At 34.6% G+C, this 21,630-nt stretch carries 19 protein-coding genes; all 19 read right to left on the bottom strand.

The window, feature by feature from the left end:
- Window positions 1-669: 669 nt before the first annotated feature.
- The 19 genes from wecB to H8Z77_RS01395 all read right to left on the bottom strand — a co-directional run bounded on the left by wecB (window position 670) and on the right by H8Z77_RS01395 (window position 21,489).
- Window positions 670-1,857, bottom strand: coding sequence for a non-hydrolyzing UDP-N-acetylglucosamine 2-epimerase (gene wecB / locus H8Z77_RS01485; protein WP_186995945.1), 1,188 nt, complete (start codon window positions 1,855-1,857; stop codon window positions 670-672).
- A 20-nt stretch (window positions 1,858-1,877) separates the two neighbouring features.
- On the bottom strand, window positions 1,878-3,074 hold the full coding sequence (locus tag H8Z77_RS01480; protein ID WP_286165637.1) for a polysaccharide biosynthesis C-terminal domain-containing protein: 1,197 nt from the start codon (window positions 3,072-3,074) through the stop codon (window positions 1,878-1,880).
- Window positions 3,075-3,081: 7 nt separating this feature from the next.
- Window positions 3,082-4,113, bottom strand: coding sequence for a polysaccharide biosynthesis protein (locus H8Z77_RS01475; protein WP_141720236.1), 1,032 nt, complete (start codon window positions 4,111-4,113; stop codon window positions 3,082-3,084).
- 376 nt (window positions 4,114-4,489) lie between these two features.
- Window positions 4,490-5,281, bottom strand: a complete 792-nt coding sequence (locus tag H8Z77_RS01470) for an aldolase/citrate lyase family protein (RefSeq protein ID WP_069989189.1) — start codon at window positions 5,279-5,281, stop codon at window positions 4,490-4,492.
- Window positions 5,282-5,315: 34 nt separating this feature from the next.
- A complete protein-coding gene (locus tag H8Z77_RS01465) occupies window positions 5,316-6,257 on the bottom strand; it encodes an NAD-dependent epimerase/dehydratase family protein (protein WP_186995944.1) in 942 nt (313 codons plus the stop codon).
- Window positions 6,250-7,779 carry an oligosaccharide flippase family protein gene (locus H8Z77_RS01460; RefSeq protein WP_186995943.1) on the bottom strand — a complete coding sequence of 510 codons (1,530 nt, stop codon included), beginning with the start codon at window positions 7,777-7,779 and terminating at the stop codon, window positions 6,250-6,252. The genes H8Z77_RS01465 and H8Z77_RS01460 overlap by 8 nt, the downstream gene beginning before the upstream one ends.
- Complete coding sequence (locus tag H8Z77_RS01455; RefSeq protein WP_186995942.1) at window positions 7,766-8,638, bottom strand: 6-hydroxymethylpterin diphosphokinase MptE-like protein; 873 nt, start codon at window positions 8,636-8,638, stop codon at window positions 7,766-7,768. The genes H8Z77_RS01460 and H8Z77_RS01455 overlap by 14 nt, the downstream gene beginning before the upstream one ends.
- A complete protein-coding gene (locus H8Z77_RS01450) occupies window positions 8,635-9,855 on the bottom strand; it encodes a Coenzyme F420 hydrogenase/dehydrogenase, beta subunit C-terminal domain (protein ID WP_186995941.1) in 1,221 nt (406 codons plus the stop codon). Before H8Z77_RS01450 ends, H8Z77_RS01455 begins: the two co-directional genes overlap by 4 nt.
- Before the next feature lie 50 nt (window positions 9,856-9,905).
- A complete protein-coding gene (locus tag H8Z77_RS01445) occupies window positions 9,906-11,027 on the bottom strand; it encodes a polysaccharide pyruvyl transferase family protein (protein WP_186995940.1) in 1,122 nt (373 codons plus the stop codon).
- Window positions 11,009-12,118: an O-antigen ligase family protein gene (locus H8Z77_RS01440; RefSeq protein WP_186995939.1), complete on the bottom strand. Its 1,110-nt coding sequence runs from the start codon at window positions 12,116-12,118 to the stop codon at window positions 11,009-11,011. The genes H8Z77_RS01445 and H8Z77_RS01440 overlap by 19 nt, the downstream gene beginning before the upstream one ends.
- 162 nt (window positions 12,119-12,280) lie before the next feature.
- On the bottom strand, window positions 12,281-12,937 hold the full coding sequence (locus H8Z77_RS01435) for an acylneuraminate cytidylyltransferase family protein (protein WP_186995938.1): 657 nt from the start codon (window positions 12,935-12,937) through the stop codon (window positions 12,281-12,283).
- Between the two features lie 15 nt (window positions 12,938-12,952).
- Window positions 12,953-14,095, bottom strand: coding sequence for a glycosyltransferase family 4 protein (locus H8Z77_RS11670; RefSeq protein ID WP_186995937.1), 1,143 nt, complete (start codon window positions 14,093-14,095; stop codon window positions 12,953-12,955).
- A gap of 2 nt (window positions 14,096-14,097) precedes the next feature.
- Window positions 14,098-15,297: a glycosyltransferase gene (locus H8Z77_RS01425; protein WP_186995936.1), complete on the bottom strand. Its 1,200-nt coding sequence runs from the start codon at window positions 15,295-15,297 to the stop codon at window positions 14,098-14,100.
- Window positions 15,298-15,319: 22 nt separating this feature from the next.
- Window positions 15,320-16,585 carry a glycosyltransferase family 4 protein gene (locus H8Z77_RS01420; protein WP_186995935.1) on the bottom strand — a complete coding sequence of 422 codons (1,266 nt, stop codon included), beginning with the start codon at window positions 16,583-16,585 and terminating at the stop codon, window positions 15,320-15,322.
- Between the two features lie 20 nt (window positions 16,586-16,605).
- Window positions 16,606-17,199, bottom strand: coding sequence for a sugar transferase (locus H8Z77_RS01415; protein WP_207725991.1), 594 nt, complete (start codon window positions 17,197-17,199; stop codon window positions 16,606-16,608).
- Entirely contained in the window at window positions 17,186-18,292 is a 1,107-nt protein-coding gene (locus tag H8Z77_RS01410; protein WP_186995934.1) for an aspartate aminotransferase family protein, read from the bottom strand. Before H8Z77_RS01410 ends, H8Z77_RS01415 begins: the two co-directional genes overlap by 14 nt.
- A 44-nt stretch (window positions 18,293-18,336) precedes the next feature.
- On the bottom strand, window positions 18,337-19,026 hold the full coding sequence (locus tag H8Z77_RS01405) for a sugar transferase (protein WP_207725990.1): 690 nt from the start codon (window positions 19,024-19,026) through the stop codon (window positions 18,337-18,339).
- Between the two features lie 27 nt (window positions 19,027-19,053).
- The gene (locus tag H8Z77_RS01400; protein ID WP_186995933.1) at window positions 19,054-20,238 is read right to left on the bottom strand and encodes an ATP-grasp domain-containing protein; all 1,185 of its coding nucleotides are present in this window, start codon (window positions 20,236-20,238) and stop codon (window positions 19,054-19,056) included.
- Between the two features lie 18 nt (window positions 20,239-20,256).
- Entirely contained in the window at window positions 20,257-21,489 is a 1,233-nt protein-coding gene (locus tag H8Z77_RS01395) for a DegT/DnrJ/EryC1/StrS family aminotransferase (protein ID WP_186995932.1), read from the bottom strand.
- Window positions 21,490-21,630 lie beyond the last annotated feature (141 nt).

Genomic DNA, 21,630 nt, shown 5'->3' with positions numbered 1-21,630 from the left:
ATTTGCTACCTAACAGCTATAAAGCTGTATAAAATACTCTGATTTGAAAATACTATTAATATTTCATGGATCATATACCATTTAAAAAAGCAGCGTTATACTATTCTGAATGATCATAACAAAAATATATTATGATACATGTTAATCAAGAATAAAATCTATTTTTTATCTTTGAAAACTAGATTCTCAGTATAAAATTTGACTGTTCATATAAATTGATAGTGCCTGTTTTCAGAAAGGGGTTCCATATGAAAATCATTTTACTAATAACTGGCGTTTCGATTAGTTTTATCGTGCTATTTTGTTTATGGTGCTGTATCCGTGTAGGTTCCTTATACGATAGGGAAAGACAGAATCTAAACGAATTGAACTATCTCCAAAAACAGAAGAAAGAAGATCCCTAATCAAAAAACGAAAGCCATGGTTCCATATAGCGATCTGATAATAGACAATTAAAAATATAATAAAATATTTAAATCGTAATAAAGAAAGATTTCGTTTGCATTTTTTCAATAGAGTGTATGCTATTCTAAAAGATCATAGCCAAACGGGGACTCAGTAGGCTATATATAACTAGAATTAAAAATTTTCCGTTAAATTACACAGATTCCTCTTATAGAACTGAGGACAAAACCAAGTATATTGTTCAATTTAACATAAACATCTATTTTAAAATTTTCTCCATACCATTTTATCCACTACGCGAGTATAAGATTGGATGATTTTCACAACCTTTGTGGATACCAATTCATCAGTGTAGTCTGGTACAGGAACACCGTTGTCCCCATTCTTTACCATATCCACCGCTGTTTCAACGGCTTGTATCAGTCCCTTTTCATCAATTCCAGCAAGGATAAAACATGCCTTGTCAAGTGCTTCGGGACGTTCAGTAGATGTTCTGATACATACAGCTGGATATGGCTTGCCAATCGAAGTAAAAAAACTGGATTCTTCTGGTAGGGTGCCAGAATCCGAAACAACAGCATAGGCATTCATCTGAAGATTATTATAGTCATGGAACCCCAAGGGTTCATGTTGTATCACACGAGGATCCAATAGAAAACCAGACTGTTCCAAACGTTTTTTGGAGCGAGGATGGCAAGAATACAGAATTGGCATATTATACTTTTCTGCTAGTCGATTGATCGCGGTAAAAAGGCTGATAAAATTCTTTTCTGTATCAATATTCTCTTCCCTGTGTGCTGAAAGCAGGATATATTGCTTTTGATTCAATCCAAGTCTCGTTAGGATATCGGATTTCTCAATTTCCTCCAAATTCTGGTGTAATACCTCTGCCATAGGAGAACCTGTCACATAAGTGCGTTCCTTAGGCAGCCCACATTCAGCCAAATAACGCCGAGCATGCTCAGAATAGGCTAGGTTAACATCAGAAATGATATCTACTATCCGCCTATTTGTTTCTTCTGGCAGGCACTCATCTTTACATCTATTTCCTGCCTCCATATGAAAAATCGGAATATGAAGTCGTTTTGCTGCAATTGCGGAAAGACAGGAATTGGTATCCCCTAAAATAAGTAACGCATCTGGTTTTATTTGATTCATTAATTTATAAGAGCAATTTATAATATTGCCAACAGTTGATCCTAAATCATCCCCAACAGCATCCATATAAACTTCTGGATCATTCAATTTAAGGTCTCGAAAAAATACACCATTCAGATTGTAGTCATAATTCTGTCCGGTATGGGCAAGGATACAATCAAAATAGTTCCGGCATTTGTTGATAACTGCCGCCAGGCGGATAATTTCCGGACGGGTTCCAACGATAATGAGAAGTTTTAACTTCCCGTTGTCTTTAAAATGGATATCAGAATAATCTATCCTTATTTCACTCATGTTTTTTACGCTCCGTTCTCTTATACTGGTTCAAAGAAGGTATCCGGACGCTGTGGGTTGAAAATCTCATTGCACGTCATCACCGTTACAAGGTTTTCTGTATTACTCAAGTTGATGATATTATGGGTCCATCCCGGAATCATATGGACAGCTTCAATCTTATCACCGCTCACTTCAAACTCAATTGTTTCACCTGTATGGATATTGCGTTCCTGGATCAAGCCATGTCCAGCCACAACGATAAACAGCTCCCATTTGGAATTATGCCAATGCTGCCCCTTGGTGATCCCTGGTTTACTAATATTGATAGATACTTGACCACAATCAGCTGTGTGGATAAGTTCTGTAAAGCTACCTCTATCGTCCACATTCATCTTCAAGGCGTATTTAAACTTCTTCACAGGAAGATAGGTCAGATACAGACTGTACAGTTTCTTCGCAAAGGAACCCTCTGGCATCTTCGGAATCATTAACGTAACTGGCTGCTGTTTAAATTCCTGCAAAAGATCCACGATTTCACCGAGCGTCACTTTATGGGTTACCGGTACACAGCAGTAGCGTCCCTCAGGATTTACTACTGTTTCCACACCATCAAATTCACAGTGAATTTCTTTCTCTTCCAGCAGGTCAAACATTCCCTCTATCAAATCATCAATATACAGCAATTCCAATTCGGTGCTTCGATCATTGACCGTAAATGGCTCATCGTTGGCTACTGCCCAACAGAAAGTAGATACCGCCGAATTGTATTTTGGACGGCTATGCCCCATGAGGTTTGGAAAGCGGTAAACCGCTACTTTAGCCCCTGTTTCTTTGGAGTAATCAAAAAACAGTTCCTCCCCAGCTTTCTTGGAACGGCCATACTCAGAATTGCCAAAGCGCCCGGCCAAAGTTGCCTGAATGGAGGAAGAAAGCATGATAGTAGCTTTGTTCTGGTATTTTTTTAGAGTATCCAAAAGAAGATTTGCAAAGCCAAAATTTCCTTTCATAAAATCCTCTGGATTTTCTGGGCGGTTGACTCCTGCTAGATTAAATACAAAATCAGCAGATTGACAGTAGACATCCAAATCTTCTGGTGTACAATCAATATCGTACTCGTAAATCTCATCAATTTGGATTCCTGGACGAGTATGGTTTTTCTTTTCTTTAATATTCTTCAGATTGGCCATCAGGGCGGTACCTACCATACCTTTGGCACCGGTTACTAAGATATTCATTCCCATTCTATCGTCCATCCTTTGCCAATTCTTCCTGTATGTAGGCCAGTGAAGCAATCTTAGCTTTTGTCTCTTCTACAGTTAACAACTGTGTATTATTACTGTTAAACTCGCTGAGTTTGGTTCTTTCAGTATTTCCTTCTGTAAAATACTTGTCGTAATTCAAGCCCCTTTTATCACATGGCACTCGATAAAAGTTACCCATGTCAATGGCATGGACGCATTCCTCATTGGTAAGTAGTGTTTCATACATCTTCTCACCATGGCGGATACCAATAACCTTTATGTCTTTCTCACAACCATCAAAAAGTTCCATAACAGCTTTTGCTTGTGTTTCAAGCGTGCAAGCAGGTGCTTTTTGTACAAGGATATCCCCTGAATGACCATGTTCAAAAGCGAACAACACCAAATCAACTGCCTCATCAAGGGACATAATAAACCTTGTCATGGATGGTTCTGTAATTGTGATTGGTTTACCAGCTCGAATCTGATCAATCCACAACGGAATCACCGAACCGCGAGAGCACATCACGTTACCGTAACGGGTACAGCAAATCTTCGTATTTTTACTAGTGCGGCTTTTAGCGACGATAACCTTTTCCATCATAGCTTTTGAGGTTCCCATAGCGTTAACAGGATATGCCGCCTTATCTGTTGATAGGCAAACCACTGTTTCTACATCAGCTTCAATTGCCGCTGTAAGGACATTATCAGTTCCTATTACATTGGTCTTTACTGCCTCAATCGGAAAAAATTCGCAAGATGGCACCTGTTTTAAGGCTGCGGCATGAAAGATATAGTTCACTCCAACCATAGCGGTATTAATTGAATTTATATCACGGACATCTCCTATATAAAATTTTAGCTTATCCGCATACTCAGGAAATCGTGCCTGATATTCATGCCGCATATCATCCTGTTTTTTCTCATCACGGGAAAAAATACGGATTTCTCCGATATCGGATGTAATAAAACGATTTAAAACCGCATTCCCAAAAGAGCCTGTCCCTCCTGTAATTAAAAGAGTAGCGTTTTTCATACGATCAGGAATATTTATTGGTAAAACTGATGGATTAAATATTTCACTCATGATTATATCCTCTCCCATTTGAATAATTATCAATTTAGCAGAACCATAGAATGATTTTGAATCACAATTTAAAGTATCCAATTAAAATCCTTTTCTGCCTTTTTTGTAATATGTTTGAAACAGCAGCAAATATAATAATCTTTATTTGCTATAAAGCTATGTAATACCGGCAGGAAAGCCATTACCTGCCAACTATTATGGTTAGTAAAATAGCTCTCTTTCTTAAACTAAGTACTACCAAAAATAAAGTTTATAATTGTTTGATATACTAGCTTTGTTAAAGATAATATATCCTTTTCAAAAGTAAAAATGTTCTTAAATCAATCTATCTCAGTTTAAGTCCATTTTCTTTTAATCGTTCTTCTAACGCTTTCATCCTCGCAAGATCTTCTGTTGCCATATGATGATAAAATTGATGTTTATTACGAAGATAAGAAAGCTCAAATTCTAAAGCTAAACTTATCATTCTTGTAGCTTTAGCCTCCGAATCAGGACGTGGTAAAACAACCTTCCGAGTCTCAAATAAATCAATAGAATCGCCAAGTTTCATCAAAAACGGCACTGTATCAATTGATATACCGCCACCAATAGAAGATACTAAACCTTCTTTTTTTGCCATCTCACAAAGCTGTAAAACTTGTTGAAAAACTGCCTCACCATCAATTTTATCTCTACTAACTCCCATGGAAGCACTTAAATCAGAACGCCCCACTACCACCGTATTCAAAAAACCTTTTGCAACGTTTAAGATATCAGAAAAATTTTGCGCACAGGTAACAGTTTCCGCATTTATAATCCATTCAATATTTTCGATATGATCTGCATATGCTTTATTCGCAGCATCCTTAAATTTCTTCATAGCAAAAGGTGTTTCAATCATAGGTGCCATTATACCGGATGCATCTAAAAGTTTACATTGCTCAATATCTCGCATAGCTTCGCATCCACCAATTTTAATATTGAGCTTGGTGTTTCCACAAAATACAACTTGATTTAGCATAATAAGCTCATCAAGTCTACTGCCTTCAGCCTCAAATTCAGCTTTAATCGCTATCATCCCATACTCTTCTCGAAGTTCTTTTATAATTTGAAGCATCCTTTTATTTTCTGCGTTCATCTGACTCTCACTTTCTTATCTATTACTTACTACATCAAGTATTATTTGTTTTATTGTCTAAAGCCCACTCAACCATTTCCTTTATTCCAGATTCCAGTTGTACTGTAGGCTCCCAGCCAAGTTTCTCTTGAATTTTGGTATAATCACAATAAATTCCAAATTGATCACCAGGTGTACTGCCACTATACTCAATTTCAACAGAATAAGGTAAATGTTTACATATCTCAGCGATTAATTCTTCACAAGTTGTTTTTCGATTTGTACATACATTGTACACATTATAAAATGACTCTTCTTGTCCTTGGGCAGCTAGCAAACAGGCTTTTACATTATCGCTAACATGAGTAAAATCACGAAAACGCTCTTTATCTCCCATGACATGAATCCGTTTTGTATTTACTGCTTGTGCCAGGAAAATACTAACCATTCCCTGTCGCAAATTCTGCATATTTTGTCCAATTCCATATGTATTATTAAATCGAAGCGAGGTACAACGAATACCAAATGTTGAATAGATTCGCATATAATGTTCACTAGCAAGTTTGCCAACTGCATAAAAAGTTTTTGGCTTGATTTCGCTTTCTTCTGTCACAGGGCATGGATTTTCATCTCCATATACTGACATTGAACTTGCATAAATAAATCGATTACATCCAGTCCGTTTGGCATAGTCTAATAAAATAAGGGTGCTTGCAATGTTTGAGTTCATATCATAAATTGGATCATCAAAACTTGTCATACCGCCACTTTGACCCGCAATATGAAAAATTGCATCAAATTTTTGCTCTCCTAACTTTGCAATTATATCAGGATCATAATCATTTCCTTCAATAAATTTTACCCCAGAGGGAATATTTTCAATAAAACCTGTTGACAGATTATCAATTGTTGTTACTTGATGACCATCTATAACGAGTTTTTTTGCAAGATGTGAACCAATAAAACCGGCTGCTCCAGTAACCAAAAAATTAGCCATTTTTTTTCGCTCCTTTTTTTAATTTATAAATAAATCCTTTAACAAGTGCCTTCTCTGAAGAATTCAAAACAAACAACCATAATATTACACAATGAATAACTCCCCAAATAGCGCCTTTAACAATAAATAGCCGTAGAGATGTAGTTGGATAAATTGAGGAGATAACAAATCCAATCCCACAAGAAATTAATAATGGGATATACATTTTAAAATGACATTCCTTAAAATATCGCATAACATCCAAGCCAAGCTTTTTGTAATAAATATAATTCATTAGGATAATATGTGATAAAATAAGGGCTAAAGATATCCCTACTGCCGCTCCAATAGCTCCAAAGCTTTTCCCCAAAGTAAGTGTGGTAATAATACTTATAACACTCCCCAAAGAGTACACTAGCGCCCTATATTTTACATTATTTGTTGCGTAAATCATTTCAGTTCCAATTGCTTGGGAAAAATGCACCAAAGAAGGGACTAAAATTAAAATCATTACATAATAAGACCGGATATATTTTTCCCCAACCCAGCATATTACAAATTCTTTTCCCATAGAAACAAGTGCAACTACAAACAGAGAAACAATAATCAGTTGTATTCGTCCCACTTTTATCATTAAATCTGTAATCTTTTTTTTATCTTCTTTTGCAATTACCATACGTGTTACCTGCGGGAGATATAAATTATTAAATGCAGAACCAAATAAACAAATATAATTTTCAACCGAAACCGCAACAGCAAATATAGAAATTTCAACTGTATTAGAGATAATACCTAGTAAAGATGGGATAAAAGTAAAAAAGAATCGATCTGCTATTGATGCAATCATAACCCAAATTGAAAAACCAAAAATTGATTTTAACATGGCTTTATCACGATATGTAATTTGAATTTTAATTTTTTCTTTTCTCTTAATATAGAGAAACTTTATTAAATTTACTAAAAATGTAATTGATGTGTTAAAAAAGACCACTGTAAACAGTGACCCTCCCAGCAATAGTGCAATTACTACTGCGGATACAGTAATAATTTTAGCCAATAAATCAAACAGTTTTTGAGCATATAATCGTTCGTATGCTGTAAAGATTCCATTTACAGGCAATAACGGAAACGATAATAAGGATACGGTTCCAGCGATGATAAAAATGCCTTTAAAATTTTCAAGTTCGGCAGGTGTCAAACTAACATAAATTTTCCCTAAAAGAGAATATACAGTAATAAGAGCAATCAAAATAATAAAATCTAAAGTTAAAAATAGTTTTGTTGTAACACCTAATAATTGCTCAACTTTATGCTCAGCTCCTTCAGCACGATACCGAGCAATAAATCGCGTAATAGAGGCACCTAATCCAAAATCCAATACAAAATAAGTCATAACTGAATTGACAAGAGAAAATAATGCATAATTGGATTGGCCTAGTTGCCCTATTAACCATGGCGTATAGAGAAAACCTGAAATAATATTGAAAAAAATTGTGATATAAGAAACAATTGCTCCTGCTTTCACCTGATTAATCTTGTGCATTATCCTGCCCCTTGTCTTTTTCTGTTACAATAATGGAATCAAAATCCACCCTTTCAAAAGCTTCAAGTTTACCTCCTCTTGTAGCGTTATAGATATGAATGCCATGAGCTTTACAATATTTTTCTGCTGTAAGATACGCCCGTGTCATTTCTACAACTTTTGGTAAATTAATTGAATCAATCGGAACTTCCGCCTCTGCAAAATAATTTTTCTCTCCTGTATTCTGCTTGATTATATTTCCATCATCATCAATCTCAATGGAATAGTTGTGATCAACACCTAAGAGATATATCTCGGAAAATCCCATATATACAGCAAGTTGTATGCATGTATATGTAATTGTTAATCCCTCAAATACTTCCTTAGAGGCATCCTTACTAAATCCATAGAGATTCTTTTTTGGAGGTTTATAACGCATCGGTATCATTGCAACATTTTTGCTACTACAAAATACTTCTGGATATTTATGATACTGTTTTGCCGATATAAAGCTATAGAATGATTCTGCTATGGTTCCAGGTAGATCTTTCTTCATATTATCAATTACTTCGCCATCCTGTGCCGCATAAAATGTTGGCCTCCAGCTTGTATTAGCATAAATGGTAAATATACGATTTGTCGCAAAACAATACTCATCTTTAAGCCGCTCTAAATCAGAAACTTGTAAGCTTGGACCATTTCCTATAATAAAGCAACGTTCTCCTTGGTACTTCCCTGCAATTTTCGCAAATATGTCTTTAGATTGCCCTTTTATCTGTTTGGGCAGTTGGTTCCATTCTTTCATATGCTGAAATTGATAAAAAACACTACGAGGAATCCTCATTTTTCTAGCTATTTTTTTAACTCTTGAACCGCTCATTTGTATACCTCTTTTTGGTATTTTTTCTTTGTAAAGTGATGGACAAAATTATATATCCCAATTTTTTTGGTAATCGCTTTTATAATTATTTTAGTTTGCCTTTTTATTTTTCCTACTGTGTTATAACCAACATATTTAGATACAACATATCGATAACCAAATTGATGGTAATCATCCCAAAACTCATCATGGTGAATATTATGTTTCGCTGGCTTTTTATGGTTATCATAAAAGGCATCTTCCAGGTTACTTTCTCTATAATCAAGCTGAGATTTAACCGTATCAAATATTTTTATAGCTCGGTCACTATTCAATATCATAAGAGATATTCCTTTATTATCATCAAATTCAGGCATGCATCGTTCAATTCCCCAATAATCCGCAATAGTAAAATCTGCAATTCTTGGGAATCCAGTAAATTTACAAGAATGACAGCATGGCCGAATTGTAAGATGCGCATAAAATAAATCTTTATGATTTTGAGAAAGTTTTGATTTATATTCACTTTTACCTGAATCAAAAAATACATGTTCATTATGCCCATGCCATCCTGCAATTTTAGAACGGTTTTTATAAGCTACTATTTTACTATGGCGCTCCTCTTCAAGTAATTGAATGTGTTCTTTCCAAATCAATGGGCTAGGAATACCATGGCATATAATCTCACATAAAACTAAATTATTATTTTTAGATAAATCCCCTAAAAAAGTCTGTAGTCCAGCAATCTGACAAGGTGTACCGGTAAATAATACTTTCTTATCCTCGGTTAAATCCGCTTTTACTTGTGTATAACAAGACCCCATCCAACTTTGTGCATACTTTGATCCACGGAATCGACTATATTGTTTGTCTGTTATTGCCCGTTCATGTTGAACAGTAAAGTCTGAAGAATAAGCAGCGCCATAAACAGCACCTTTATTTTGGATAACATAATCTGCTAACACAGAAAAAACACCGCCCGATGTGCTTAGGGCACGAATATCATCCATTTTATTTTTAACTGCATATACTACAGGCTCAAAATTATTTTCAGGTAATTTTAAATTGTGTATCTGGCAAACCTTTTGGCAAGCCCCACAATTAACGCATTTTTCCTGGTCTATTTCTGGATACCAAAATCCCTCTTGATCTGAAACCAAGTGTATTGCCTTTTTCCCACAAACTTCTGCACATGCTCCACAACCTACACATTCTTCTTTTGTACTGTAAAGCTTCATATATCCTCCTCCCATAAATAGTAACAATAATGTTTGATTTTACCATATTCTCATAGTCCTATTGCATCTACTAAAAATTCCAGTGATTCATTTCGCTTTTCACATAGCCTTTGTGATACTTTGGTATAATTGTGTGGAAACACAGGTTGGGTATATTGACCATCTCTATCGACAGTTACGATTGCATTATCTAAACCAATTAAGTGTAAATAGTCAACAATTCTAGTATGCCGGGCCGTTTGGTTGTCCAAACAGCCATTAATCGGGACACACAAAGGTTTATGGAAATTTGTAGCAAATGCAGTACCATGAAAAGAATTAGTAATAATATAACTTGCATTTAAAAACAGATTTAAAAATTCTGCAGGACCAGCTGTTACTCTACTATCAATCCATGGCAACAAACGATAATACTCTCTTTGACCTAGATTTATTATGTGTAAGTTAGTTTTTTGAGAAAGTTTTTTTGCAATAGAAGCGATCGCTTTACATACTTTTTTATCTCCTGGCATATAGTACGTCAAAATATAAGGTTCTTTCTCATTTGCGCATCCAGACATGAGCCTCCATTGATTCTGGTCCAACAGTAGTGTAGGATCCAAAACTGTTTCTGCTTGGAGTCCAGCAATAGTACGTATAATATCTACTCCACTTGTCTCTCGAACTCCAATTGCATCATATCTCATCAAAAAATTTTTATATTCGTTCCACAAATGCTTTTCAAGAGATTTTTTCCCAAAACTAGAAGCATAAGAGATTTTACGTTTACCATCAGGAACAAAAGCTAGCAAATAATTATAGTCCCCCTGATTAACATTTGGATTCCATATCTGGTCACTTCCTGAAATATAAACATCGTAATCTGGAGGATTTGACATCAATTTTTCTTTAGAATTCCAGCTTTTATCTGACAATGGAAGATATTTTTCTCTAAACTGATCAAAAGACTTTTTTCGTTTTTCTCCCGCAATAAGACGGACCATTACATTTTTCCATATTGAATTTTTTATTTTCTGAAATCCTGTTAATCCCTGTTTTACCCGATAAATATCATTATAATCCAAATTTTCAGTAGTAATTCCGTAACTATTCACTATGTAATTTAGGGCAACGGCTTGAAGAGTCGCTCCAAAATTATCCCCTTGCAGTGTGATTATACAAGCTGTTGACATACTTCCTCCTCAAATATCTTCCGTTCTACCATACCAATTGTTAACATGATATAAAAAGTTTGGTGTGTAAAATAAACCCCACTATACAATCCTACAACAAAAATGTATACCACTAGGGTTGCATATATTGACGCAAACCTAGAATTTGCTTTTTTCAATCTCAATAGTCTACGTACCATTGATATAATTAAACCAAAATAAAGAATAAGTCCAACTACTCCAAATGTATATAAAAATTCGAGTATTTCATTATGAATGCCGCCTCGTGCTCCACTTCCTACTCCAGTAATCAAATCCAAAAAATTGCGCTGCGTTATTTCATTGATAGCTGTTGCATATTTCTCGCTTCTTGAAGAGCCATACATTAATGACTCAAGTGAAAATCGTTCAGCTAAAAAACCGTTAGTTAATTTATTAAATATAATTAGCAAAATAATGATACCTACCATAATTAAGAGGAAACGAATCGCTTTTTTTAAAAAAATATTATTTGATATCCTCTCATCTTTTCTTTCAAAAATATACGCAGACAAAAGCATAATTGGTAGTACAACAATTGCTCCCCGTTTCATAGATGCAATAGTCATAATAAAAATGGCTATGAGCAATACAGAACGCAGTTTTCTTTTTTCTATTGTCATTAAAAAAATAAAAGGAACAAATACAATCACTCTATATATCAGGTTTAAAACTGTTGTTTCATCGTGGGTTTCATTGCTTATAACTGCAACGGAAACAAATTGATAGACATAATAAACAAACATTACAAAAGCAAAAAAAACAACCTGTTTATATTTATTTGAATTGTTTCCGGGATAGTAATAACCAAACACAATAGCAAGTATCCACCATACCGATAGACCTATATGAGTAAAGCAAGTCCACATTGAACCATTAAAAAAATTACCAAGGAAAAAATTATCTAATGTCACCCAAATAGTCATCAAAATAACCATTTTGATAGGGATAATCATTCGAATAGTACGAATACTAAAAAAATAAACGCCCAGCACAACTAAAATAGCAACTAAATATACATAAACCATTAATCGGTTTCCCTGTGCTTGGTAAGCATTTGTACTTGTTGCCATGTCATTGATTGAATACTGGAAAATTAGGAAAAACACCAAATATAGGAACGGGTATAACCCGATCTTGAAGCTTTTACTACCCATAAATTATACAACCCATCCCATAAATTTAGATTTTAACTTTATAGTCCTGCCAGATAGCATAACCAAATATCTATCAGCTTACCATGCACCTTTTTTAAAGACAAATTCCGCAAATTCAAAGTCAATCGGATTATCAATATCCGTTGCTTCAACCTCGTCAATACCATAAATAAAAGGCTTTTTACCAACCACATTTTTACATTCCATCATAGTATCCCTTGCAATAATATTAAATGCAAAGTTTAACGCATAATAATCTGGAAGGTCCTGGCTTCTTGGTTGATTTTTTAAGTCATAATTAATGGGTTTATTTTCGTAGAACATAAATTCCTTTATCAAATGGGCCGAATTTAAGGAATCATATCCATCTTTTAAAGAGTGGTACGCCATAATCGCCTTTTCTAATGTCTCATCCTTAATCAGTGGATTTGTAACATTAATATATGCTATTACATCACAATTACAATTTTCCGCCATATTGCGATATACATCACTCATGGATACTGTGTTACTGGCATAATAAGCATCTCTTTTCACAGCTTCACATCCATATTGCTGGGCAATTGTAAGCATTTGGTCATCATTGCTATTTACGATGATCCCATCCAATCCTTTGATTCGTTGTAGTTGTGTTAATTTTAGTTCAAGTAAAGAACTTCCTGCAAAAGGACGCAGATTTTTGTTTTGTACTCTCACAGAACCAGATCTTACAGCTACCAATGCTTTAATTACCATAATACTTCCTCCTATTTATAGCCATGGGCATTGTGGTTTATTTTTTTTATCGTAGAATGTGTAATCTAATATATCAATCAAGTACTGTCCAACTGTATTTCCATGTATTTTTTTCCGATATTCCTTTGCCTTTATTTTCCATGTTAAAACTATTTCAGGATGTTCTACCACGTTCTGCATAGCTTGATAGAATGCATTGTCATCTTTGGCTTGAACAACTATTCCTGATCCTGATGCGGAAATCAATTCATCGCTTACAGCCTCATCCGTTGTAATGACTCCTAAACCTGCATGGATCGCTTCATTAATTTGGGCGTTCCAACCATCGTACTGTGTTGCCAAAAGATACACATCATAGTCCTGCATTTTTTTCCCTACTTCATCAGCAGGCCAAGTTCCTCCAAAAGAAACATTCTTCGTCCGATTACACCAATTAATAATTTCCTTTGCATCAGCACCATAGCCACCAACAAGTTCAAGAGACCATTTTTCTCCTTTTAATCGCTCCACACTCTCCATTACAGTAGCAAGGCGTTTCTTAACAAATCGCCCTACATAGAGAAATCGTATGCCTTCTATATGTTGATTTGATGTTTGTGTACAAAGTTCAGCTAAAACGGGGCAATACATAAAGTTATACAATTTATCCTTTGGCCATCCAAAAGATTCAAATTCATGTTTTCCTTCTAATCCAAGAGGTAATACAAAACGGACATCAGACTTATATCGCCTATAAGCGAGCTTATATTTAAAGGGTAATAAATGATTTTTAATCATTTGTTTTATGCTGCTATCATATTTTAAAATTGTAGGCCGCTCTGACATAAAACCAAGTTTAAGTCCACGATGTAAAATATACTTTCTAATTTTTCTTTCAATATTACTAAAAAATCCATTTACAATATGGATTGCATTTGGGTGTAATTGGAAGATTTGTTCAATACATTTTGTTTGATTTTCTTGTTCATCAAGCATCACTATGTTAACTCCTGGAAAACTTGTTTCATCCCAACCAATCAATTTTCTATGAGCACCAAGTTGATGATCTATCACATAAATAACATTGCATCCCCACTGTTCTACAACATAATTAAATGCACCCAAACTAACCTTTGGAGGTTGATCAAACCAAAATATTAATTCATCTGTATGCTTCACGCTTATTCCTCCATCAGACTATGATATAAATTTATATATTCCTGATATACAATCTCAGAATTAAACATTTTAGCACGGTTTAAACATTGTTCTTTTGTAGGAGTATTTTCCAATAGCAGATCCACTGTCATCCGCAAATCAGAAATATTTCCTTTTTCTATTATTCTTCCACAAGTTGAATTCACTAGTTCTGGAGACGCAGTCGCATTTGAAACGATAACTGGTGTACCACAAGATAAAGCTTCTGCTGTAATCATTCCAAATGTTTCTTCATAGGATGGATTCAAAACAATATCAGCTGCCGAATATAATTCCACAAGCTGTTGTAAATTTTCCGTCCGTCCCATACCCAATAGTTGTTTCGGACATGATTTCAAGTCTTTTTCGCTTAATCCTACCATAATAAGCACTTCATCTGGATTTAGAGAATCAGTAAATTGATAAAGCAAATTTTTCCCTTTTCTTTCTGACCATCCATCTGAAACAGCTAAAAAAACTTTTTTTCCTTCTAACCCCATTCTCTTTTTTATATCCGTTTTGATTGGACGAAATACAGTTTGATCAATGCCGTTATAGATGCGTTGGATTCTATGATGCTTAAGAAAAGACATGCCAAGCTGTTCTTTCAGCCAATCAGAAACTGCCACAAGTGTGAGATTGGGAATACTATTAAATAGTTCCCTCTTTTGATTGTAGTTTCTTTTAGAATTATCAATCCCATAACTAGCAGGATACTCCCGTTTCTTAGGGCATTGACAGCATTCGGTTTTCCACTTATCACAGCCAATATAATCATAATAAACACAATGTCCAGTATATGGCCAGCAGTCATGCACCGTCCATACTACAGGCAAATCCATTTGTTTTAAAAATTGAAACAATAGTTTTATATTTACATAATAACCATGTATATTATGTAAATGTATAATGTCCGGCTGATAGTGTTTTATTGTCTCAATTATTTTCTTTGTTGTAGCTTTTGGTCCAAAACCATGACGGTCAAATAGACGTGTATTAACTCCGTGTAAAATATTCTCAATTTTAGAGTTAAAACACATAGAAGGAAATTCTGACTGGACGGGATATCGACCATAAATTACCATACTATCATGGCCCTGTTGTCGAAGGCGTACACAAATATCATGAATTATTCTTCCTGTACTGCTTCGCTCAAAAACCGTGTTGATAAATAATACTTTCATATCAATACTCCAAGTCAAATTATTATCCCTTTTCGACGGATGTTTCCTTTAAATCATAATACTCATCATATGCCTGTTGAATAACATTGCAAATTTTATCTGTACAAGGTTTTCTAGAAAGATTATTCTCGATAAATTTTCGGGCATTTTTACCCATTTGTAAAGCACGTTCCTTATTTTGTGCCAATTCCATAATAGATGCTGCCAGTAGCTCATCATCCTCAGCCTTCGAAAATAATCCGCAATCATGTTGAACTATAATTTTTTCTAATAATGAATTAGAATCAAAACTCGCTAAAATTGGCTTTCCACATGCCATAATGCTCCATGTTTTACTTGGCATAGCATTTTTTCCTAAGCCGCTTTTTCCACAAACCAAACAGGCATCACCGATACTGTAAACCTCAGAAACTTTTTCATATGGTTGCAGAGGATAGAGATGTACATGCTCTAATTTTTCTGTTAGCAAAAATTTTCTCACCATCTCTTCATTTGCACCGTTTCCAAATATAACAAAGCCAATTCTTTTATCTGAGTTCAACCTTTTTGCTGCTTTTAGAATTACTTCAATTCCTTGTGCTAAACCCAAATTTCCCGCATAAACAACTGTAAATTCATAATCAGGAATACCAAGCTCCAAATATAAGCTATTATTATAGCGCGCTATTGGATGAACTGCTTTTTCATCTACCCAATTATATACTATATGTATTTTTTCTTTGGGAACATTTTTTTCAAGTAGGTTATCTCTCATTGCTTCCGAAATAACAATAATATGGTCTGCTGTCTCATAAGTACGCTTAGCAATCCATTCACCAATATTCCAAATTAACCCGCCCTGTTTTGCAATTCCTGCTGATAACATAGAATCTGGGAAAATATCTTGTAAGTTAAATACAAAAGGAACTTTTTTTACTCGCTTAATCAGAGCAACCACTATCCCCTGAAATGGAGGAGTACTGCCGGCAAAAATTAGATCCACATTTTTAAGCCTCAATCCATGCCATAACTGTTTACATGCGCAGAGGATATAACGGATTGCGCGTAAATAGATATTCTTTTTTTCACCAAACATTCTATATCGATGTATTTTTAATCTACCATCTATTCTTGTTTCATATTTAGGTGTTGCTTTTATCGTTTCTTTTGTTATTCCTCTAGTAGGGCGTGGTGTAAAGAGATAAACATCGTGTCCCTTTTCTGCCAAGTCCTCCGCAGTATTTGCATCCAATGCAATACCTCCTGCAATTTCTGGCTCAAAATACTGCTTAAATTCAAGAATATTCATCGAATTGCTTCTCCTAAAATCTAATTTCTATAGACATTGCTTGGATGTAGCACTGTCCATATTGTTCTTAAAAATATTTTCAAGTCCAATTTGAACGAAATATGGTTTGCATACCATACATCATTCATTCGTTCCTCATGATTACCTAGTTTATTTCTATGATAAGCTTGATTATATCCCGTGATACCTGGAAGCACTTTCATTTTTCCAAGCTCTTCTGTTGTAAAAGAATTCAATTGCTCCTTCATAATAGGACGCGGCCCAATAAAGCTCATTTCATTGCGAAAAATATTTAGTACTTGTGGAAGTTCATCTAAACTCGTTTTCCTTAAAAATTTTCCTATTTTTGTTTGTCTTATATCATTTTCAGCATTGTATGTACTACCATCATGATTTAATATATTAGGGGCATTTTCCACCATTGTGCGTATTTTATACATCCTATATATTTTGCAATCCTTTCCTATTCTATCTGACATATAAAATACTTTACCCCCATCCTCCTTTTTTATTAAAGGGGAAACCACAAGCAACAGTATTCCTAATGGAACTAAACATAGGCTTGCCAAGACAATATCTATAGTTCGTTTAATGTAATTTTCATAAATATACATTGAACCACTCCTCTATTTTATCGGCTATATAATTCATTTCTTTGGCGTTATATCGCTGATCACATGGAATAGTAATTGCTCTCCGCGATAATTCACGGCAATATCCACTAACTTCTTCGCCAAGACGCCAATGTACATTGCAATATATACCATTTTGAATTAAATACATCAACAATTTGTCTCTGTTATCGCTAAGAATTACCATGCCTAAAGGAACGTAGTTTTTATTGCGTTCCACCAAAAGATTTAGACATGGGATTGTTGATAATCGAGAATATAAAATATCATAATTTTTTGCTCTCTGTTTTGCAATTTGTATAAAATCGCATTGTTCCAAATATCTCTTGCTTATTTCTGTAATTGGTCTAATAGTATAATCTTCAAATAGATCTTTCATTGCTTTAGAATAATAATCAAGGAAGATTCGTTTATTTTCCTTATTTTTATAGCCATTTGTTACATATTGCCTTTTCCATTGTTGGGCTATTAAATAATAGTAAGCATATTTGCTAACTCCTGATGCATGTGGTATGATGGGAAGCTCATGCTCTTTACTTGTCAATAAAATACCACCATCTGGAATTGGAAACCATTTTCGTAAACTTCCAATAACATAATCACCAAAACCAATTCCATCTTTGTCATTAGAAAGCAACGATAACGTTATATCTTCAATAATTGTAATGCCTTGTATTTTTAGGTTATTGAGTTGTTTTAATATATCTTTCGGCAGTTTTTTTCCGAAATAATGAACTATATAAATACATTGAATGCCATCCTTCGTTAATTTTTCTATTTCGGAGATATCATATCTCAGTCCTTTTTGAATATGGTATCTAACATAAGACAAACCAGATCTTTTTAGAGAATCAGTTACGGTATGACATACATAATCTGGAATAGCAATATTACTTATTCCTTTTTTTACCCTTAGATATATCCCTAAATCTTCAATTGCATTTCTACCAGTTTCATAGAGGTTTATATTCCATCTAAAATTGGATTCATCCATAAATGGTAAGGAAAAAAACGGCTTGACAGAATTTTCGTATTTCTCTACGCTATCAAATTCTATAATACTTCCTATTTCCATATATACCTCCCAGATGTATATAAATAACGGGATTTGGTGAAAAGTTAATCTCTTTGAGGAGGAGTTGTAGCGTCATTTGTATACAAATTCTCGCGTTTTAATACTGTAATAACCGTCTTTATCACAATCTTTACGTCCATAGCGAATGTTACATTATGCGCATACCATGCATCATAAAGTCTTTTCTCACGCACACCAAGCCCATTCCGGAAATATGCCTGTGTATACCCACTTATACCAGGACGCACCAACGTCCTATGTTTTTCATCGTCCAAATAAGTATCCTTTGATTCTACATCTCCCGCTCTTGGACCAATTAAACTCATTTCACCTTTTAATACATTAAAAAATTGTGGTATTTCATCTATGCTTGTCTCACGAATAAGACGTCCTACACGAGTAACACGGCTGTCATCTTTAGAATTATATGTACTTCCATCATTATTTCTAATATCTGGAGCATTTACTTTCATTGAACGTAGTTTTAACATATTAAATTCAGAAAAATCTTTTCCAATTCTTTTTGATTTATAAAAAGCTGGTCCATGGTCTTCAATTTTTATGGCAATTATAAATGGGGTTAAAAAAATAATAACCAGAGGTAGTATCAATAACACAATCAGTATATCAAGTACTCGCTTTACACAAGTCTGATAAATACCTTTGTAATTTTGTTTGTAATAGGTTTTGAGCAATAATTTTTCTGCTTGTGATGTAGTTTCTTGGCCTTTCATTTAATTTCCTCCTTAGCCTAATCCAATCTAATCTCCTAAAACAGTTTTCTCCACTTGATCACAAACCAAAACTACTTTATGAATAAGGTTGTCCACATTGCTGCCAGTTGCCAAAACATATCCACAACCATCTAAATTTGTATGATATTCATTAACGCTATCACCTACATGCATATGATGAATAACCTGTACGCCATCAAAAGTATTAATATTACTTGGAACCCGTTTGATAACACCCTTATGAAACGCTAAAAGCCTTGTTACTACTGCATTACTTGCTTTTACATTCATTTCTACTTTATCACCAACAGCATTTTGAATCATAGCTGCCATATAATCAATTCCTGTTCCAATGGGAACAATATGAGATCCAATCAGATTTCCACCCATACGTGCTCCAATATCAACAATGTGAATTTTATCTTCAGTGGTAATCAACAAATCCATATTCACAGAACCGGAATTAATTCCAAGGGCTTGAATCGCATTTTTTACGCATAACTTAACGCGTTTTTCCATCTCTGGTGTTAAATCAGTCGGTATCGCATGGCCAAGTTCCGCATAATATGGAGGATCTGTCATCCATTTTTGCATCACTGCCAAAACATGTATATTTCCATCAATTACTAAACTTTCTGCCCCATACTCTTTTCCATCAATAAAAGATTCAATTTCTGCTCTATGTGAGATCGATGAATTCATTGCAAGTTCACAGGCTTTTACAAAATCTTTCATACATTCAACCTTAGAGGCTCCTCTACTTCCAGAGCCGTCGCATGGCTTAACCATTACAGGATATGAAATATGAGTGGAAAGTTCCGTTAAGTTAGTATTACAATCCACTAAAAATGCTTGTTCTGTATCATCCACATGGTTTTCAAATAAACACTTTCTAGTCTCATATTTGTTTTTTATTTTTTTTGCAATATCATACTTTAATCCAGGGAGCCCCATTTGTTGTGCTATATAACTCGCAGTAAGGACACCATAATCAGTTGCTGCTGTTAAAACACCATCTATCTGTTCTTTTCTAGCATATTCTAAACAAGTTTCTTCATCGACAATGTTTATAACAGCATATTTATCTGCATATTGAAAACCTATTGCGTTTTCGTCAGCGTCTACAGCAAGTGTAAAATATCCTAATTCTCTTGCTTTTTTTATAACATAAGCTTGTAAGAAACCAGCCCCTATGATTAAAATCTTTTTCATTACAACAGCCCTCAATGTTTATATATATTCTTTTATAATTTCAGTAAACTTGTCAATTACATACTCTACATCTTCTTGTTCCATAAGTGTATGGTTTGGAAGTGTAATTAAATTCTCGTACCGTTTATAGCTGTTTGGAAAATCTTTGATATCAAAACCTAAATTCCGGTATGCTGTGTGCATGGGAAGTGGTTTATAATGAACGTTACAAGCAATACCTTTTTCTGCCATTTTTACAATAATCTCTCGACGCTGTGCATCATTAATCCCAAAAATTCGAACCGGATACAAGTGGCCGCTGCTTGTATATTGGTCAGTATAATGATTCATAACCTGAATTCCCAATGGTTTAAACGCCAAATCATACGCCTCATTAATTGCTCGTCTCTTTGCCAATAATTTCGGATAACGCTGAAACTGAACTAATCCAACAGCAGCTGTGATATCAGTCATATTGCATTTATAACCTAACTCTACAATGTCATACTCCCAAGCACCAAGTTGAGTTTTAGCCAGAGCATCCTTGCTTTGTCCGTGTAGAGATAACAGTTGAATCCTGTGATAAATTTCCTCATTAGAAATACCAGGAATCGTATTCCAAGTTAATGCTCCACCTTCTGCTGTGGTAAAATTTTTTACTGCATGAAATGAAAAGGAACTAAAATCAGCTATCGCTCCAACCATCTTTCCATGCCAAGATGACCCAAACGCATGGGCTGTATCAGCACAGATAGCTATACGACCGAGAGATTCTTGAATGTCATTCGACGGATGAAAAAGATTTTTTTTCTTTTCTACAATTTCAAAAAGTCTGTCGTAGTCACATGGAATACCACCAAGATCAATTGGAATAATTGCTTTCGTATTCTCTGTAATAGCATTCTCAACTGCATCATAATCAATTGAGAAAGATTCTGGCTGACAATCTACCAAAATAATTTTTGCACCTACATGGGCTATGACAGAAGCAGATGCTGTATATGTATAAGCACAAGTGATAACTTCATCACCAGGACCAATATCAAGAAGGCGTAAAGCTGTCTCACCACAAGCAGTTTGACTATTAAGACAGGCACATTTTTCTACACCAATCCATTTAGCAATTTTTTTCTCAAGTTGTTTTGTACGGGGACCAGTTGTAATCCAACCAGAACAAATTGCTTTTGCAACTTCTTCCGCCTCCATATGTCCTACATCAGGCGGACTAAAGCTTATATTTCGTTTTAATGTGCTGTTTTCTTTATTGTTCATAGTACTTATATCTCCTTAATATAGTACCTATTGTCTTTTGTCATCTAGATAAAGCACTATTTCTCTCTATGCTTCTTATAAACAATAGACACTGAATTATCATAAAAACCATAAAGGAACTTTTCATTTCATTTACTTCAT

It is taken from the genome of Clostridium facile, assembly GCF_014297275.1.
Classification (GTDB): Bacteria; Bacillota; Clostridia; order Oscillospirales; family Ruminococcaceae; genus Massilioclostridium; species Massilioclostridium facile.
This window is presented reverse-complemented; position numbering and strand designations above follow the sequence as displayed.

Coding starts and splice junctions, on each gene's coding strand:
- wecB (WP_186995945.1), bottom strand. CDS start 1,857: ATGAGTGAAATAAGGATAGATTATTCTGATATCCATTTTAAAGACAAC.
- H8Z77_RS01480 (WP_286165637.1), bottom strand. CDS start 3,074: ATGAATATCTTAGTAACCGGTGCCAAAGGTATGGTAGGTACCGCCCTG.
- H8Z77_RS01475 (WP_141720236.1), bottom strand. CDS start 4,113: ATGAAAAACGCTACTCTTTTAATTACAGGAGGGACAGGCTCTTTTGGG.
- H8Z77_RS01470 (WP_069989189.1), bottom strand. CDS start 5,281: ATGAACGCAGAAAATAAAAGGATGCTTCAAATTATAAAAGAACTTCGA.
- H8Z77_RS01465 (WP_186995944.1), bottom strand. CDS start 6,257: ATGGCTAATTTTTTGGTTACTGGAGCAGCCGGTTTTATTGGTTCACAT.
- H8Z77_RS01460 (WP_186995943.1), bottom strand. CDS start 7,779: ATGCACAAGATTAATCAGGTGAAAGCAGGAGCAATTGTTTCTTATATC.
- H8Z77_RS01455 (WP_186995942.1), bottom strand. CDS start 8,638: ATGAGCGGTTCAAGAGTTAAAAAAATAGCTAGAAAAATGAGGATTCCT.
- H8Z77_RS01450 (WP_186995941.1), bottom strand. CDS start 9,855: ATGAAGCTTTACAGTACAAAAGAAGAATGTGTAGGTTGTGGAGCATGT.
- H8Z77_RS01445 (WP_186995940.1), bottom strand. CDS start 11,027: ATGTCAACAGCTTGTATAATCACACTGCAAGGGGATAATTTTGGAGCG.
- H8Z77_RS01440 (WP_186995939.1), bottom strand. CDS start 12,118: ATGGCAACAAGTACAAATGCTTACCAAGCACAGGGAAACCGATTAATG.
- H8Z77_RS01435 (WP_186995938.1), bottom strand. CDS start 12,937: ATGGTAATTAAAGCATTGGTAGCTGTAAGATCTGGTTCTGTGAGAGTA.
- H8Z77_RS01425 (WP_186995936.1), bottom strand. CDS start 15,297: ATGAAAGTATTATTTATCAACACGGTTTTTGAGCGAAGCAGTACAGGA.
- H8Z77_RS01420 (WP_186995935.1), bottom strand. CDS start 16,585: ATGAATATTCTTGAATTTAAGCAGTATTTTGAGCCAGAAATTGCAGGA.
- H8Z77_RS01415 (WP_207725991.1), bottom strand. CDS start 17,199: ATGTATATTTATGAAAATTACATTAAACGAACTATAGATATTGTCTTG.
- H8Z77_RS01410 (WP_186995934.1), bottom strand. CDS start 18,292: ATGGAAATAGGAAGTATTATAGAATTTGATAGCGTAGAGAAATACGAA.
- H8Z77_RS01405 (WP_207725990.1), bottom strand. CDS start 19,026: ATGAAAGGCCAAGAAACTACATCACAAGCAGAAAAATTATTGCTCAAA.
- H8Z77_RS01400 (WP_186995933.1), bottom strand. CDS start 20,238: ATGAAAAAGATTTTAATCATAGGGGCTGGTTTCTTACAAGCTTATGTT.
- H8Z77_RS01395 (WP_186995932.1), bottom strand. CDS start 21,489: ATGAACAATAAAGAAAACAGCACATTAAAACGAAATATAAGCTTTAGT.